16 protein-coding genes are annotated in these 16,055 nt (G+C 70.6%); 10 read left to right on the forward strand and 6 right to left on the reverse strand.

Translation table 11 applies throughout. From position 1 onward, the window contains the following. Positions 1–89: 89 nt before the first annotated feature. Together C6V83_RS15515 and C6V83_RS15520 are read left to right on the forward strand one after the other, a co-directional pair. On the forward strand, positions 90–890 hold the full coding sequence (locus C6V83_RS15515) for an SOS response-associated peptidase (RefSeq protein WP_105943147.1): 801 nt from the start codon (positions 90–92) through the stop codon (positions 888–890). Further along, complete coding sequence (locus C6V83_RS15520; RefSeq protein WP_159067534.1) at positions 887–1,357, forward strand: DUF5313 family protein; 471 nt, start codon at positions 887–889, stop codon at positions 1,355–1,357. The genes C6V83_RS15515 and C6V83_RS15520 overlap by 4 nt, the downstream gene beginning before the upstream one ends. A gap of 26 nt (positions 1,358–1,383) precedes the next feature. Here C6V83_RS15520 and C6V83_RS15525 read toward each other — a convergent pair whose 3' ends face one another. From C6V83_RS15525 to C6V83_RS15540, 4 genes are all read right to left on the reverse strand, one after another. After that, positions 1,384–2,874 (reverse strand): flavin-containing monooxygenase, encoded by a 1,491-nt coding sequence (locus C6V83_RS15525; RefSeq protein ID WP_105943148.1) that lies wholly within the window; start codon positions 2,872–2,874, stop codon positions 1,384–1,386. 52 nt (positions 2,875–2,926) lie between these two features. Continuing rightward, positions 2,927–4,291, reverse strand: coding sequence for an FAD-binding oxidoreductase (locus C6V83_RS15530; RefSeq protein ID WP_199832539.1), 1,365 nt, complete (start codon positions 4,289–4,291; stop codon positions 2,927–2,929). 51 nt (positions 4,292–4,342) lie between these two features. Beyond that, on the reverse strand, positions 4,343–4,609 hold the full coding sequence (locus C6V83_RS15535; RefSeq protein WP_105943149.1) for a GlsB/YeaQ/YmgE family stress response membrane protein: 267 nt from the start codon (positions 4,607–4,609) through the stop codon (positions 4,343–4,345). A 118-nt stretch (positions 4,610–4,727) separates the two neighbouring features. Continuing rightward, entirely contained in the window at positions 4,728–5,993 is a 1,266-nt protein-coding gene (locus C6V83_RS15540; RefSeq protein WP_234353766.1) for a PucR family transcriptional regulator, read from the reverse strand. 144 nt (positions 5,994–6,137) lie between these two features. Between C6V83_RS15540 and C6V83_RS15545 the strand changes: the two genes are divergently transcribed. From C6V83_RS15545 to C6V83_RS15560, 4 genes are read left to right on the forward strand one after another with little or no spacing between them, the layout of a single operon-like run. Further along, positions 6,138–6,968 carry an SGNH/GDSL hydrolase family protein gene (locus C6V83_RS15545; protein ID WP_105943150.1) on the forward strand — a complete coding sequence of 277 codons (831 nt, stop codon included), beginning with the start codon at positions 6,138–6,140 and terminating at the stop codon, positions 6,966–6,968. 42 nt (positions 6,969–7,010) lie between these two features. Beyond that, the gene (locus C6V83_RS15550; RefSeq protein ID WP_105943151.1) at positions 7,011–8,369 is read left to right on the forward strand and encodes a spinster family MFS transporter; all 1,359 of its coding nucleotides are present in this window, start codon (positions 7,011–7,013) and stop codon (positions 8,367–8,369) included. Continuing rightward, complete coding sequence (locus C6V83_RS15555; protein ID WP_105943152.1) at positions 8,366–9,283, forward strand: poly(ethylene terephthalate) hydrolase family protein; 918 nt, start codon at positions 8,366–8,368, stop codon at positions 9,281–9,283. The genes C6V83_RS15550 and C6V83_RS15555 overlap by 4 nt, the downstream gene beginning before the upstream one ends. Before the next feature lie 25 nt (positions 9,284–9,308). Then, positions 9,309–10,232: a quinone oxidoreductase family protein gene (locus tag C6V83_RS15560; protein WP_105943153.1), complete on the forward strand. Its 924-nt coding sequence runs from the start codon at positions 9,309–9,311 to the stop codon at positions 10,230–10,232. 62 nt (positions 10,233–10,294) lie between these two features. Here the strand turns inward: C6V83_RS15560 and C6V83_RS15565 are convergent, their stop codons facing one another. Beyond that, positions 10,295–10,480, reverse strand: coding sequence for a hypothetical protein (locus C6V83_RS15565; protein ID WP_105943154.1), 186 nt, complete (start codon positions 10,478–10,480; stop codon positions 10,295–10,297). A 133-nt stretch (positions 10,481–10,613) separates the two neighbouring features. Here C6V83_RS15565 and C6V83_RS15570 point away from each other — a divergent pair, with 133 nt between their 5' ends. Next, positions 10,614–11,447 (forward strand): aldo/keto reductase, encoded by an 834-nt coding sequence (locus C6V83_RS15570; protein WP_105943155.1) that lies wholly within the window; start codon positions 10,614–10,616, stop codon positions 11,445–11,447. A 56-nt stretch (positions 11,448–11,503) separates the two neighbouring features. Further along, positions 11,504–12,877 carry an aminotransferase class I/II-fold pyridoxal phosphate-dependent enzyme gene (locus C6V83_RS15575; RefSeq protein ID WP_105943156.1) on the forward strand — a complete coding sequence of 458 codons (1,374 nt, stop codon included), beginning with the start codon at positions 11,504–11,506 and terminating at the stop codon, positions 12,875–12,877. A gap of 6 nt (positions 12,878–12,883) precedes the next feature. Here the strand turns inward: C6V83_RS15575 and C6V83_RS15580 are convergent, their stop codons facing one another. Further along, positions 12,884–13,363, reverse strand: coding sequence for an NUDIX domain-containing protein (locus C6V83_RS15580; protein ID WP_105943157.1), 480 nt, complete (start codon positions 13,361–13,363; stop codon positions 12,884–12,886). Positions 13,364–13,556: 193 nt separating this feature from the next. Here C6V83_RS15580 and aroA point away from each other — a divergent pair, with 193 nt between their 5' ends. Both aroA and rsgA read left to right on the forward strand, forming a co-directional pair. Next, on the forward strand, positions 13,557–14,855 hold the full coding sequence (aroA, locus tag C6V83_RS15585; RefSeq protein ID WP_105943158.1) for a 3-phosphoshikimate 1-carboxyvinyltransferase: 1,299 nt from the start codon (positions 13,557–13,559) through the stop codon (positions 14,853–14,855). Then, positions 14,852–15,979: a ribosome small subunit-dependent GTPase A gene (rsgA, locus tag C6V83_RS15590; protein ID WP_105943159.1), complete on the forward strand. Its 1,128-nt coding sequence runs from the start codon at positions 14,852–14,854 to the stop codon at positions 15,977–15,979. Before aroA ends, rsgA begins: the two co-directional genes overlap by 4 nt. Positions 15,980–16,055 lie beyond the last annotated feature (76 nt).

The following is a 16,055-nucleotide window of genomic DNA, read 5'->3' on the forward strand; positions in this document are numbered from 1 at the left end:
GTTCCGTCCTCGTGTCGGCGAATGTCTCGTCGGTCTCAACACCTGCGACGCGGCAGTTGTTCCCCGGTGCAGCGTGCGAGAATCGAGGTATGTGCGGACGATATGCGGTGACGACGGACCCGGCCAAGCTCGCCGCCGAGATCGACGCCCGCAACGAGGTCCCGTCCGGCGCCGATGCGGCTCCCGACACCGACCAGCGTGCGGGCCGCACGGTGACCACCCCGAACTACAACGTCGCCCCGAGCACGACCGTGATGACCGTCGTCGACCGGCACGACCCCTCGCCTCCGCCCAGGACAGGCGGGGACCCCGACCTGCCGGTCGCCCGCCGGGTCCGCGCGATGCGGTGGGGACTGATCCCGCCGTGGACCAAGGAGTTCGGCAAGGGGCCGCTGCTGTTCAACGCCCGTGCCGAGACGGTGACGACCAAGCCCGCGTTCCGGTCGTCGGCCAAGAACAAACGCTGCCTGTTCCCGATGGACGGTTGGTACGAGTGGCGCAAGGGCCCGCTGGACAGCAGGGGCAAGCCGACCAAGATCCCGTACTACATGACGCCCGAGGACGGTTCACGCCTGTACATGGGCGGACTGTGGTCGGCCTGGCGATCGCCGGAAGATCGGGAAGCCGGGAACGACGACGCCTGGATCTCCTCGGCGACCATCCTGACCACCGAGGCGGTGGGCGCCCATCGGGAGATCCACGACCGGATGCCGCTGATCATGCCCGTGGAGTACTGGGCGGCCTGGCTCGACCCGGACCGTCCCGTCGATCCCGATCTGCTGGCGCCGCCGGACCTCGCGCTGGCCGACGCGATCGAGATCCGGGAGGTCTCGCCGCTGGTGAACCGCGTGTCCAATCAGGGGCCGGAACTGCTGGAGCCGGTCTCATGACCGCGCCTGCGGCGGGCGCCCGTCCGGGACCGCTCCAGCGGATCGGCTATCTGCTGGGCCGGCCTCTCCCCGACTCGATGCGCGACTGGGTCGCCCGCGACATCACCGGCCCCGGCAACGCGCGGCGCTACATCGTGCGCGGCTTCGTTCCGTTCGTGCCGATCGTCGTGGGACTCTGCTTCATTCCCGCCCAGTGGTGGGTGCGCGGCGGCATGATCCTGCTGCTGGCGATCCCGCTTCTGTACTTCCAGATCGCGCTCAAGGACGTCTACCGCCGCCATCTGCTGCGCAACAACGGCCTCGACCCGAAGCTCGCGAGCAAGGTGAAGATCGTCCGGCTCTCGGCCGCCGACGAGGCGTATCGGCGCATGCACCGGCCCGTGGAGTCGTCGGCCCCGTACCAGGTGCCGGAGCAGCGGATCGTCGACGCACAGGTGGAAGATGAGGAGCGCCGCTCCGATCGGTAGCGCCGATCATCGAGCAGGCTGTCGTCTCACGCGTAGGTGTAATCGTCGAGCGGGAAGCTGTCCATCTCGCGCAGGGTCGCCAGCGTCGACGACGGCCGCAGCAGTGTGGCTTCGCCGTGCTGGTTGAAGTAGTAGCTGCGCGAGCCCGCGCAGTCGCCCGCGTAGAACACCGACGAGTCGAGCGCCTCGGTGGAGCGGTCGAGATAGCGCGTGTTGGCTTCTTCGGTCACCTCGAAGGTGTCGGCGCCTCGTCGTCGTAGTTCGGTGAAGAGCCGGGCGATGTGCTTCATCTGGCCCTCGATGGTGGTGAAGTAGCTCAGTCCGCTGTAGGAGTACGGACTGTTGAGACTCAGGAAGTTCGGCAGTTTCGGCACGGCGATCCCCTCGTACGCCTGGAAGCGGCCCTCCCGCCACCACTTGCCGAGGTCGCGGCCCTGGCGGCCGATGATCTGGAACGCCGGAAAGTTGGTGTCCCACAAGTTGAATCCGGTCGCCAGCACCAGAGTGTCGATCTCAGTCTTGGTGCCGTCGTCGCACACGATCCCGTCCGGCTCCACTCGCGCGATCGACGACGTCTGCAGCGTCACATTCGGTTGATTGAACACCCGGAAGTAGGTGTTGGAGAAGGTCGGGCGCTTGCAGCCGAAGTCGTACGACGGCGTGAGCTTCTTCCGGGTCTGCGCGTCGCGGACCTGGGCGCGCAGGTGCGCCTTGCCGAGCAGTGCCGCGATCTTGTTGCCCGGCTTGGCCTGTTTGAAGTGCAGCACACCGAAGACCATCAACGCCTCCAACGCGGCGGTGTTGACCAGGCGCGCGGCCTTCTGCGTCAGCGGCGCCTTCTCGAACAGCGTCTGCACCGGACCGGGGATGGCGAAGTCGATCTTCGGGACCACCCAGATCGGCGTGCGCTGAAACACCGTGAGCGCCTCGGCCTTCCGCGCGATCTCCGGGATCAGCTGAACCGCGGTGGCCCCGGTCCCGATCACCGCGGCGCGCTTGCCGGTGAAGTCGTACCCGTCCTGCCACGCGGTGGTGTGGATGACGTCGCCGGCGAACGTCTCCATGCCCTCGAAGTCCGGGGTGTGCGGCTGCGAGAGGAACCCGGTCGCCGTCACCAGGTAACGCGCGGTACGACTGCCGCCGTCGGCGGTGTAGACGGTCCAGTGACGGTCGTCGTCGTTCCACTCGGCCCGCTCCACGGCCGTGCCGAACTCGATGTGTCTGCGCAGGTCGTACTTGTCGGCGACGTGGTCGGCGTAGGCCTTGAGTTCGGCGCCGGGCGCGAACAGGCGCGACCAGTGCGGGTTGGGTTCGAACGAGTACGAGTAGGTGACCGAGGCGATGTCGACGGCCAGACCCGGATAGTGGTTGACGTGCCAGGTGCCGCCGAGATCGTCTTCGCGCTCCAGGATCGCCAGGTTCGCCAGCCCTTGCCGCTTGAGCTCGATGCCCGACCCCAGACCGCCGAATCCCGCCCCGACGATCACCACGTCGTGATCGAGTGCCGAGTTGTCCATGCGTCTCGCCTCCCGCAGGTCCGTCAGTGATCTGACTCCAGAGTAATCTAGATCACTCCCGAGAGGAGTTCACGCCGAACAGCACCCCCGGATTGAGCAGACCGTGCGGATCGAGCGCAGCCTTGATCGTACGCATGGCGGCCAGGTCGGCCGGGCTGCGCGAGAGTTCCAGCCAGGGGATCTTGGCACGTCCGACGCCGTGCTCGGCGCTGATGCTGCCGCCGAGGCCGGCGACGATGCGCAGCACCCGGTCGGTCACCTCCGCCGCCCGGCCCGGATCGACGTCGAGCAGATTCACGTGCAGGTTGCCGTCGGCGACGTGGCCGAACGGGATGTGCCTTGCGCCGTACTCCGCGGCGACCGGATCGACGGCGTCGATCAGATCCTCGAGCGCCGGCAGCGGCACCGAGACGTCGAGCTTCACCACCGGCGACGACGAGTCCCGGGCGATGGTCTCCGTGTGCGCCTCACGCACCGCCCACAGGTCGGCGCCCGACCCCTCCTCGAGCACCGCCTCGACGACGCCGGCCGCGTCCAGCGCGGCCGCGAGGTCGGTGCCGGCGGCCTCGCCCTCGATCAGCAGCGAGTACGGCGGCGGTTCGGCGAACGGACGACGATGCCCGTACGACGCGATCAGGTCCATCCCGCGCCGCGTCATCAACTCCGCGGCACGCACGACGATCCCGGACTCCTCCACCGCGGCGGCCAGCGCGAGCGCGCCCGCGGGATTCTCGACGGCCGCGATCGCGGTGGCCGTCCGGCGCGGCTTGTGCACCAGCTGCAGCAGCACCCCGGTGATCACCGCGAGGGTGCCCTCGCTCCCGGCGAGCAGACCCGGGAGGTCGTAGCCGACGTTGTCCTTGCGCAGCGGCTTCCACCGGCGCAGCACCTCGCCGGAGGCCAGCACCGCCTCGACGCCCAGGAGTTGGGCGCGCATCGCGCCGTAGCGCACGACGTTGATCCCGCCCGCGTTGGTGGCGACCATCCCGCCGACGGTCGCACTGTCCCGGGCGGCGAGATCCACCCCGCACGCCAGCCCCGCGGCGTCGGCGGACCGCTGCAGCCGGGCCAGGGTCACCCCGGCTCCGGCGCCCACCGCCCGGCCGGGCACGTCGACGTCGTCGATCCAGTCCAGCCGGGAGGTGGAGACGACGATGGAGGGAACCCCGACCGGTGGCACCGACCCGCCGACCAGTCCGGTGTTGCCGCCCTGCGGGCACACTGCGATGCCGGCCCGGGCGCACGCGCGGACCACCGCGGAAGTCTCGGCGGTGTCGGCCGGCCGGACCACGGCCAGCGCGGTCCCGTGCCACCGCCCGGTCCAGTCGGTCAGGTACCCGGCGACGGTCTCCGGGTCGGTCAGTACGTGCGACGGCCCGACCGCCTCGACCAGGTCTGACAGAAACCCCTGTGTCACAGCAGTCTCTGTGTCACGGCAACCTCTGTGTCATCACGGTTCTCGATGTGGCTAAGCGTCCTGCTTCTTGCTGACCAGACCCGCCAGCCACAGCAGGATCACGGCACCGAGGAGCGCGGTGAAGAAGCTGAAGATCCACCCGCCCTCGTCGACGTTGAAGCCGAGCAGATTGAGGACGAAGCCGCCGACCAGACCACCGATCACCCCGACCACGATGTTCAGGAACACCCCGAGCGAACTGCCCTTGATCATCTTGGAGCCCGCCCATCCGGCGAGGCCGCCGATCAGAATCCAGCCGAGAAAGCTCAGGTCCAGCATGTCGGGTCTCCTTGCGAGGTCGGGTACTCGTCCTCAACGGTAGTCCCCCGGCGCACGACGGACACGGACAACTCGGTCGCCCAGAAATCGATCCCCGCGAAACTCGGCCCCGCGAAACTCAGTCGCCGCGCACCGGATCGACCGCCCGGCCACGGCGGGCCGCCACCGCCGCCGTCAGCACGACGGCACCCGAGACGGCAGTGGGTTCCAGGCCGGTGAGTTCGGCGACCTTCCGCAACCGGTAGACGACGGTGTTCGGGTGCACGTGCAACGCCGCCGCGGTCGCGCTACGGTCCCCGGCGGAGTCCAGGTAGCACTCCAGGGTCTCGCTCAGCCCCGCACGCCCGTCGAGCGGGTCGAGGAGTCGCGCAAGCGGATCCGTCGCCGCACTGGGACGGGTGAGCTGGTACTCCAGCGCCAGATCGGCGAGCCGGACCACCCCGGTCGTGCGGCCGTGACACCGCGCCACCCTCAGCACCTCGCGCGCCAGCGTGTACGCCTCCGGAATGCCCGCGGGCTCGGCGGCGCAGACGGCCGACAGCACCCCCGCACCGATGCCGCGCTCGAGGTCCGCGAGATTCCGGCGCAACGTCGCGTACTGCACGCTCTCCGGCCAGTCCGCCGGCCCGGGTTCGGCCTCGAACACCGGGATCAACGCCCCTCCGCCACCGCTGTCCACCAGGCTCACCGCATCGTCCCGACCGACGCCGTCCAGCTCGCGCTGCAGGCGGCGGACCTTGCGTCGCTCGGCGACGATCACGTCGACGTCCGCCGACTGTTCGTCCGGATGCGGCGCCACATGCAAGGCCACCACCCAGTACATACGAGCCAGACGCACGCCGGCGCGCTCGGCCGCTGCCGCCGCATCGGCGCCCGAGGTCAGCGCGACGAACAGGGCCCGCCGTTCCGCGTCGTCCTGACCGGGTCCCGGGCGGACCGAACCGTACCCGGCCAGGACGGCCGACGTCGCCGCCCGCAGATGGATCTGCAGCCATGCGCCGACCCAGGCCAGTTCCTCCGTGTCACCGGTGTCGGCGAGTTCGGTGATCTCGGCCCACCACCGCTCGGTGCCCAGATGGTAGGCGAGCAGGACGTCGGCCAGCGGCACGAGTTCCTCGGCCCGTCGTCGCGCCGACTCGCGTATCGGGGCCATCTCGTCGTCGGTCGGCACCCGCCGGGCACGCACCGTGGCGATGAAGACCTCGAGATTCCGCCGAACGATGGCCGTCACGTCGGTCCTGATGGCCTCCTCCGGCAGCGAGCGGTAGAAGGGCACCCGCTGCCAGACCGTCTGCACCGTCTCGGCGACGAGCGCGTGCGTGCGCTGCGCCAGATAGTCAGCCAGGACTCGTCCGCCGAGCACGACGGCTTTGTTCTCAGACACAAATCACTCCCGAATCTCGAAGCGGCGACACAATACTGAACTGCACTTTTCTTGCCAACATGTAATCCACACCACGCGAGATCCTACAAATCGCCGAGGCGAAGCCCGCTCTCGCGGCTCCGCCGAGAACCGAGGAACGATGCCATGAAGACCGTCACCCGACTCGCCTGTGCCGCACTGGCCGCCGCCTGTCTGGGCGCCCCGACTTCGGCGGACGCCGAAGGGGCGACGGTGAAGTACGTGGCGCTCGGCGATTCGGCGGCCGCCGGCCCGCTGCTGCCCGGCCCCGACCCGGCCAGTCCGGGCTGTCTGCGGTCGCTCCACAACTATCCGGCGGTGGTCGCGGCCCGGATCGGCGCGAGGCTGACCGACGTCACCTGCTCCTCGGCGCGCACCGAACACCTCACCGGGACCCCGCAGACCACGGCCCACGGTCCCGTGCCTCCGCAACTGGCCGCGCTCGAGGCCGACACCGATCTGGTGACGGTCACCGTCGGCGCCAACGACGTCAACCTGTTCGCCACCGCCCTGAGTTGCCTGGGCCTCACGGCCGGCTGCGGCGACGGCGGCGCCGCCGCCCGGCAGCGTTCGCTGATCGCCTCCGCCGCGCCCGCCTGGGGCGCGATGCTCGACGCCGTCGCGGCGCGGGCGCCGGGCGCCCGAATCGTGGTCGTCGGCTACGGCACGTACACCCGCCCGGGAGGCTGCCCGGACCGTCAGCCGATGCAGCCCCGCGACGCCGACTACCTGCAAGGCCTCGTCGATGCGGTCAACGCGGCGATGGCCGCGCAGGCCCGTGCCCGATCGATCGAGTTCGTCGACATCCGGGCGGTGACCGAGGGGCACGACATCTGCGCCTCGCCGGGACGCGCCCACTACGCCGGTGTGCTGCCGGGTGAGCCGGCCGCGCCGCTGCACCCGACCGCACTCGGGATGCGCGCCATCGGCGGACACGTCGCCGACCGGCTCACCTGATTCTCGCTCACCCACTGAATTCGGACCGACCAGAGGAGTCCCATGTCATCACCGTCAGCACCACCGGTGTCCACCGTCGCACCGGACAGGCCGACCGGGACCTCCGCCGTCCTGAGCGGCGGCCTGATCGCCTTGTTCCTGGCGAATCTGCTCAACTTCTTCGATCGCGCGATCCCCGCCGTGGTGGCCGAACCGATCAAGATCGAGTTCGGCCTCAGCGACCTGCAACTCGGGCTGATCACCTCCGCCTTCACCATCGTCTACGCGATCGCGGGCCTGCCGCTGGGTCGGCTCGCCGACCGCGCCGACCGCCCGAAGATCATCGGGCTCGGGCTGCTCGTGTGGAGCGGTTTGACCGCCGCCACGGGAGCCGCGGGCAACTACCTGCTCTTCCTGCTCGCCCGGCTCGGCGTCGGTGTCGGAGAAGCGAGCTTCACTCCGGCGGCGAACTCGCTGATCGGCGACCTCTACCCCGCCCACCAGCGGTCCCGCGCCCTGGGCATATTCATGCTCGGCCTACCGGCCGGTCTGATGCTCGCGTACTTCACCGTCGGCCAGATCACCGAGACGTTCGGTTCCTGGCGCGCCCCGTTCTTCCTGGCCGCGGTGCCCGGAGTCCTGCTTGCGCTGGTGATGTTCCGGATGCGCGACCCACAACGCGGTGCCGCCGAGGAGGTCCCCGCCCGTGACACCGCGCCGGTCACGCGCCCGATCCGGCGGCTGTTGTCGATCCCCACGCTGCGCTGGCTGATCCTCACCGGACTGACCTTCAACTTCGCCGCCTACGCCGTGAATTCGTTCACGGTCCCGCTGCTCATGCGGCAGTACGAACTGAAACTCACCACCGCCGCGGTGGTGGCCGGAGTGATCATCGGGCTGACCGGTCTGGCCGGATTGCTGCTCGGCGCCCGGTACGCCGACCGCGCCTCGGCGTCGTCGCCGAAGGCGCGGCTGCTCATCGGGGCCGGAGCCACCGCCCTCGCGGCCCCGCTCACCGCACTCGCCCTGAATCAGAACGGCGCCAGCGTCGCCGTCTTCACCGCGTTGTTCTCGCTCGGCTGGCTGCTCGCCTACGCCTTCTACGTCAGCGTCTACCCGGCGATCCTCGACGTCGTGGTGCCGCGTCTGCGGGCGACGGCGACGGCGCTCTTCTTCGCCGCGATGTACCTGCTCGGCGGCTTCGCCGGACCGGTGGCGGTCGGGGCGCTCTCGGACTGGTTCGCCGGGCGCGCAGCCGCCCGGACCGGAGCCGCAGACGCGGCCGCCTTCGCCGGAGACGGACTGAACTCAGCGATGTATCTGGTGCCGCTGCCCCTCCTGCTGACCGCGGTGTTCGTGTACTGCGCGGCCCGCCGGGTCGGCGACGACGCCGCCCGCATGCGATCCGAGCTCGTCGCATGATCCGCCGCAGGCCCGGCCCCGACGGGCGGACGCCGGTGTGGTTCCGGCGGATCACCGTGCCGGCCGCCCTCCTGCCGGCTGTCCTCCTGCTGGCCGTCACGGTGCTCTCGCCGGTGGCATCGTTCTCGCCGGCGGCGCCCGCCGCCGCGGCGCCGCCCGTGCCCGCGCCCGACTGGGACCGCCCCGGCGGCTACACGCCCCAGGTCCAGATCGGCGCGGTGCACACCGTGTACTACCCGCGCGAACTCGGACGCGGCGGCGTCCGACACCCGATCGTGCTGTGGGGCAACGGCACCGGAGCGATCCCCGGCTTCTACACCCATCTCTTGCGCCACTACGCCAGCCACGGCTTCGTCACGGTGGCCGCCAACACCCCGACGAGCAACTTCGCGATCAGCATGCGCTGGGGAATCGACCTCATGGCGCGGCACGCGGCGGACCCGCGGAGCCTCTTCTACAAGAAGGTCGACCTGAGCCGGATCGCGGCGGCAGGCCACTCCCAGGGAGGTTCAGGGGCGATCAACGCCGCCGTCGACCCGCGCGTCACGACCGTGGTGGCGATGGCGCCGGGCCCTCTCAACGACGTCACGCTGGTGCGCGACGCCTCCGTCCTGTACCTCGCCGGCAGTGACGACGCTGTCGTCTGGCCGGCGCTGGTCAGGGCGATGTACCAGCGGTCCGGACATCTGCCTGCCGCCTACCTCGAACTGCGGCGGACCGCTCACCTGGAAGCCGTGACGTCCGGCGGGTCCATGCGCGCCCCCTCGACGGCGTGGTTGCACTACTGGCTGCTCGGCGACCGGCGGGCCCGCGGAGAATTCTTCGGAGCGGGCTGCGGGTACTGCGCCGGCGACCCGCGGGTCGCTGCGTTCGAGGTCAACCGCGCGGCACAACGCCACGGCACGGGCGGCTGATCGTCGAGATGGCTAATCTCGGGGCATGGCCCGCAAGATCGTCGCAACACAGTACGGAGAACCCGCCGATTCGTTGGAGGTGATCGACGTGCCGATCCCCGAACCCGACGCCGGCGAGGTGGTGGTTCGGGTGCGCGCGGCCGGTGTGAACCCGTTCGACGCCAAACAGGTGCGCGGCCTGGTCGGGTCCGATCCGGCAAAGCTCCCGCTGGCCCTCGGCGGCGAGGCTGCCGGGGTCGTGCACACGGCAGGCGCGGACTCCGGGGTCGCCGTGGGCGACCACGTGGTGGTGTACCCGGCGAGCGGGGCCTTCGCCGAGTACGTGGTGGCGCCGTCGTCGAACGTCCACACCACGCCGGCCGGACTCGACGACGATGCGGCTGCGGCGCTCCTGCTGGCCGGGGTCACGGCCGCCGACATCCTGGCCACATTGGGTGTCACGGCGGCGGACACACTGCTGGTCCACGGCGGGTCGGGTGCCGTCGGCTCGATCGTCACGGCCCGCGCCGTCGCCGCCGGCGCAACGGTGATCGCCACGGCGTCCGAGGCCAACCACGACCGTCTGCGGGAGCTCGGCGCGATCCCCGTCTCCTACCGCGGCGATCTGGAGGCCACCGTGCGGAAGGCGGCACCGGCTCCGGTCACCGCCGTGGCCGACACGGTCGGCTCCGACCAGGCGATCGACGTGTCCCTGGCGCTGGTTCGCCCGGACCGGATCGTCAGCATCGCGGCGTGGGGGCGGATCGAGGACGGAATCACCGTGGTGAGCGGCGCCACCGAGGAGTCCAAGCGGCATCGCCGGGAGGCGATCCCCGGGCTGCTCGACGATGCGGCGCAGGGGCGGTTGACCGTCGAGATCGCGGGGGCGTTCGACCTGACCGAGGCGGCCCGGGCACTGGAGACCATCAGCGGACCGCATCCGCGGGGCAAGTACGTCCTGCACCCGTAGCGCAATCCCCCTCGAGTGCTGTCAGGTGGTTGCTCAGCAGCCACTTCACAGCACTCGTCGAGTCAACTCTTCCCGCCGAACGCCTTGGCGACGGTGAACAGGCCGATGATCACCAGAACGACCACGGCGATCCACATGAACGCCTTGACGAGCGACCAGCCGATCGACACGATGATCAGCACGCCGATCACGATGGCGAGAATCTTCCAGAACGAGGTGCCGGTACTGCCGGATGTTGAAGTAGTCATGCTTCTACCGTGCCCTACCAGCACGGCCACGTCACGGGCCGAGCGCTGATCTGGGGGAAAGATCCGGGTCCTCCCCCACCCCGCCACGGGCCAGGCGGGAATAGGGGAGATCGCCTCCGCGCTGAAACAGAGCATGAGCACGGTTCCCCACATCACCCTGAACAACGGCGTCACCATCCCCCAGCTCGGCTTCGGCGTCTTCCAGATCACCCCCGGCGACACCGAGAAAACGGTCGCGCAGGCCCTCGAGATCGGCTACCGGCACATCGACACCGCGCAGATGTACGGCAACGAAGCACAGGTGGGCGCGGCCGTCGCCGCCTCCGGGATCCCCCGCGACGAGATCTTCGTCACCAGCAAACTGAACAACAACGCGCACGACCCCGCCGTCGCCCGCGAGGCGACGGCGCGGACCGTCGAAGCACTGGGCGGCCCCACCGACCTGTACCTGATCCACTGGCCGATGCCCGCGGTCGGCGACTTCGTCGACACCTGGCGCGCCATGGAGGAGTTCGCCGCCGAAGGTCTCACCCGCGCGATCGGCGTCTCCAACTTCCAGATCCCGCACCTGCAGCGCCTCATCGACGAGACCGACACGGTGCCCGCGGTCAACCAGATCGAGCTGCACCCGTACCTCACCAACGACGCGGTACGCGCCTTCGGCCGCGAGCACGGGATCGCGACCGAGCCGTGGTCGCCCATCGGCCGGGGCGAAGTGCTCGACGACCCGGTCCTGCTGACGATCGCCGCCGAAACCGGCCGCACGGTGGCCCAGGTGGTGCTGCGCTGGCATCTCCAGCGCGGCGACATCGTCTTTCCGAAGTCGGTGCGCCCCGAGCGCATGCGCGAGAACTTCGCCCTGTTCGACTTCACTCTCTCCGACGATCAGGTCTCCCGGATCAGCGCGTTGAACCGCGACCAGCGCGTCGGCCCCGACCCCGACGAGTTCAACTGGATCCCGGACTGATCCCGACCCCGCACCGACCGGTCTTCGGGCCCGCGACAGACCCTAAGATCGCGGGCATGGAGTTCTCCCGGCGCGCACAGGCCGTCACCCCGTTCTATGCCATGGAGTACGGACGACGGGCCGCCGAGCTGGAGGCGCGCGGGATCCACGTGGTCAAGCTCAATCTCGGCGAGCCCGATTTCGGCGCTCCCCAGGCGTTCCTGGAGGAGATCCGGCGGATCAGCGACGGGCGGCCGCTGCCCTACACGGGTGGGCTCGGCACCCCCGCCTTACGCGCCGCGATCGCCGGATTCAGCGCCGATCGACTCGGTGCCCCCGTCGATCCCGCGCGCGTCGTAGTGACCACGGGGGCCTCGGCAGCGCTGCTCCTGGCGTGTGCGGCCCTCATCGACCCGGGCGACGAGGTACTGGTCGCCGACCCCTCCTACCCGTGCAACCGCCGCTTCGCCGAGAGCTTCGGCGCGCGGGTGCGGCTCCTGCCGACCGGCCCGGAGACGCGTTTCCAGCTCGATGGGCCCGCCGTCGCCCGCGCCTGGACTGAACGCACACGCGGCGTCATGGTCGCCTCGCCGGCCAATCCGACGGGGACCAGCCTCGCCCATGACGACCTGCTGGCGCTCACCTCCACCGTGGCCGAGCGCGGCGGCTGGCGGATCGTGGACGAGATCTACCTGTCACTCGCCGATGACTTGCGGCCCGCTCACTCCGCTCCCGGCGCCGGTGACTCGCGGCCCGCTCACTCCGCTCCCGGCGCCGGTGACTCGCGGCCCGCTCACTCCGCTCCCGGCGCCGGTGACTCGCGGCCCGCTCACTCCGCTCCCGGCGCCGGTGACTCGCGGCCCGCTCACTCCGCTCCCGGCGCCGGTGACGCCCCGACCGGATCGCCGCGGAGCATCGCCGCCGACGACCCCGGCGCGATCGTGGTGAACAGCTTCTCCAAGTACTTCGGCATGACCGGCTGGCGCCTGGGCTGGATGGTGGTGCCGCAGGAGATGATCCCGGTCGCCGAGCGGCTGGCGCAGAATTACTACATCTGCCCGCCCACCCCGACCCAGATCGCGGCGCTCTCGTGCTTCACGCCGGAGACCATCGCCGAGGCCGAGGAGCGACGCGCGGTCCTTCGGCACCGACGGCGACTGGTCCTCGACGGACTGCACCGCGTGGGGCTGTCGGTACCGGTGGAACCCGACGGCGCGTTCTACGTGTACATCGACGTCGCATCCACCGGCCTGACCGCCACCGAGTTCTGCGACCGCGCCCTGGAGGAGGCGTACGTCGCCCTCACCCCGGGTAAGGACTTCGGCGACGCCGGCGCGCAGCGCTACGTCCGGCTCTCCTACGCGACGGGCGAGGAGGAACTTCGGACCGGGATCGACCGTCTCGGCGAGTTCGTCGCGCAGGCCCGCACTCGCAGCGCGCCCGAGATGTGACGGCGTTCAGGTAGCGGCCTGCGAGTCGTCGAGGTAGCGGACCAGTGCGTCGACCAGCGCGACCTGCGCCGGATTGAGCTTGGTGCGCGCCGTCGGCACGTCGAACCATTCGGCGCGGTCGACTTCCGGAAATGCCTGGCGGCGGCCGGAGCGCGGCGGCCAGACGATCTCGAAGGTGTTGCTGCGCAGGGACTCCGGATCGAAGTCCCCCGCCATCCCGAACCCGGTGACCTCCTTGCCGCTGCGCAGCCGCACCCGGCCCAGCTCGACGGCCCGCCCGTCCGGCGCCGACTGCCCGGTCTCCTCGGCGAACTCGCGGCGCGCCGCGGTCAGCAGGTCCTCGCCCGGCTCCACCAGACCCTTCGGGATCGACCACGCCCCCTCGTCCTTCTTCGCGAAGAAGGGGCCGCCCGGATGGACCAGCAGCACGCGCAGCCCGGCGCCCAGCCCGCGATACAGCAGGATTCCCGCGCTGTGCTCGGCCATGACCCTCACCGTAGCCCTGACACCCCGTACGACACCGGCCGATACGCGCCCACCGAGGGAATATTGCCGTTTCCTCCTCGCAGGCGGCCGGTGTCGTACAGCGCGAGTCCCACGACGCGCCGCGCACCGCCGGCACGGACCGGGCGGGACACGGCCTGGCGAACGCGTCCTGATTCCGTGAGAACATGGCTCCATGACTGACTGGGCAGCCCCGACCGTTGACCGACCCGTCGATGCCACCGTGGAACTGCCCGGCTCCAAGTCCATCACCAACCGCGCGCTGATCCTCGCCGCGCTCGCCGAGGGCCCGTCCCGGCTCACCGGCACCCTGCGCAGCCGAGACACCGACCTGATGCTCGACGGACTGGCCGAGCTCGGCGTGGGGGTCGCCGCCGACCCGGCGGACCCGACGACCGTCACCGTCACTCCCGGCGACCTGCAGGGCGGCATCGTCGACTGCGGGCTGGCCGGCACCGTGATGCGCTTCCTCCCCGGAGTCGCCGTCCTCGCGACCGGCGACGTCGAGTTCGACGGCGACGAACAGGCCCGCACCCGCCCGCTCGGCACCGTACTCGACGCCCTGCGCGCCCTGGGCGCACAGATCGACGGCGACGGCCTCCCGTTCACCGTGCACGGCACCGGCGCGATGATCGGCGGCCCGGTGACCATCGACGCCTCGGCATCGTCGCAGTTCGTCTCCGGCCTGCTGCTCTCGGCGGCGCGCTATTCCTCGGGGGCGCAGATCACCCACCAGGGACCTCCGGTCCCGTCACTTCCGCACATCGAGATGACCGTCGAGATGCTGGCCGCCACCGGCGTCGAGGTGATCACGGCCGTCGACGAGACAGGCGCGGTGACCCACTGGGAGGTGAGCCCGGGGCCGATCGCCGCGGTCGACTGGGAGATCGAGCCCGACCTCTCCAACGCCGCGGCGTTCCTGGCCGCAGCCGCGGTCACCGGCGGTTCGGTCAGCGTGCCGCGCTGGCCTGCCGAAACCACCCAGCCGGGCGCGGAGATCGTCCCGATCCTGCGCGAGATGGGTTGCACCTCAACCCGATCCGGTGACGGTCTGCTGACCGTCCGCGGCCCCGAGCGCCTCCGTGCCGTCGACCTCGACCTGCGTGACGTCGGCGAGCTGACGCCGACTATCGCCGCGCTGTGCGCCCTGGCTGAGGGCACCTCCACCCTGCGCGGGATCGCACATCTCCGCGGTCATGAGACCGACCGGCTGGCCGCATTGTCCACCGAGATCAACGGCCTCGGCGGCGAGGCGATGGAGACCCAGGACGGTCTGATCATCACCGGCCGGCCCGCCGGCGAATGGTCGCCCGGCCTCTGGCACACCTACGCCGACCACCGCATGGCCACGGCGGGCTGCGCCATCGGCCTGGTGGTGCCCGGCGTGGTGGTGGAGAACGTGGAGACCACGGCCAAGACCATGCCCGACTTCCCCGACCGCTGGACCGCGATGATCGGCGGTGCCGACCGGTGAGCCGCGATGCCCGCTCCTACGACGAGTCCGACGTCCGGATCCGTCCCGGAAAGGGCACCCGGCCGCGCACCAAGAAGCGGCCGGCACACGACGACGCCGAGACCGCGATGGTGGTCTCCGTCGACCGCGGCCGCTGGGGATGCGTGCTCGACGGCGATCCGGACCGCCGCGTCGTCGCCATGCGGGCACGGGAGCTCGGTCGCACCCCGGTGGTCGTCGGCGACCGCGTCGGCGTCGTCGGCGATCTCTCCGGCAAGCCGGACACTCTCGCCCGCATCGTCCGTGTGGACGACCGTACGACGGTGCTACGGCGCACCGCCGACGACACCGACCCGTACGAGCGGATCGTCGTCGCGAACGCCGATCAGTTGCTGATCGTCACCGCACTGGCCGATCCCCCGCCGCGCACCGGGTTCGTCGAACGCGCTCTCGCCGCCGCCTATGCGGGCGGACTCGAACCCGTTCTGTGTCTGACGAAGTCGGATCTGGCGTCGCCGGAGGAGTTCGCAGCGCACTTCGCCGACCTGGACCTCCCGGTGGTCCTCGGGGGGCGCGACGACGACCTCACCGCCCTCGAGAAGATCCTGGCCGGCAAGCTCACCGCGCTGATCGGGCATTCGGGCGTCGGCAAGTCCACACTGGTGAACCGCCTGGTCCCGGATGCCTTCCGGGCGGTCGGCCGGGTCTCGGGCATCGGCAAGGGCCGCCACACGTCGACGCAGTCGGTGGCGCTCCCGGTTCCTTTCGACGGAGCTCAAGGGGCGGCGACTTCCGACAGGGCTCAAGGGGCGGCGACTTCCGACAGGGCTCAAGGAGCGACGACAGCACCCAGCTCCTTGAGCCCCGTCGAAAGGACCTGGGTGGTCGACACGCCGGGCATCCGGTCCTTCGGGCTCGCGCACGTGACGCCCGACGAGATCGTCGACGCCTTCGCCGACCTGCGCGAGGCCATCGACGAATGCCCGCGCGGCTGTACGCATCTCGGTCCGCCCGCCGATCCGGAGTGCGCGCTGGACGAGCTCACCGACGGCTCCCGACGTCGTGCGATGGCCGTGCGCGAACTGCTGGTCGCCGTGCGCGACGACGGCCCGGAAGACGAGGTCCCCGCCGAAGCCGCACGGTAGCCGGGCCAGGGCAGCCGCCCGCCGAATCCGGTGTCGCGGATCTGCGCGCCTACCGGCAAGATCCGCGACACACGAT

Origin of the sequence: Gordonia iterans (assembly GCF_002993285.1) — a bacterium.
In the GTDB taxonomy this organism is placed as follows: domain Bacteria; phylum Actinomycetota; class Actinomycetes; order Mycobacteriales; family Mycobacteriaceae; genus Gordonia; species Gordonia iterans.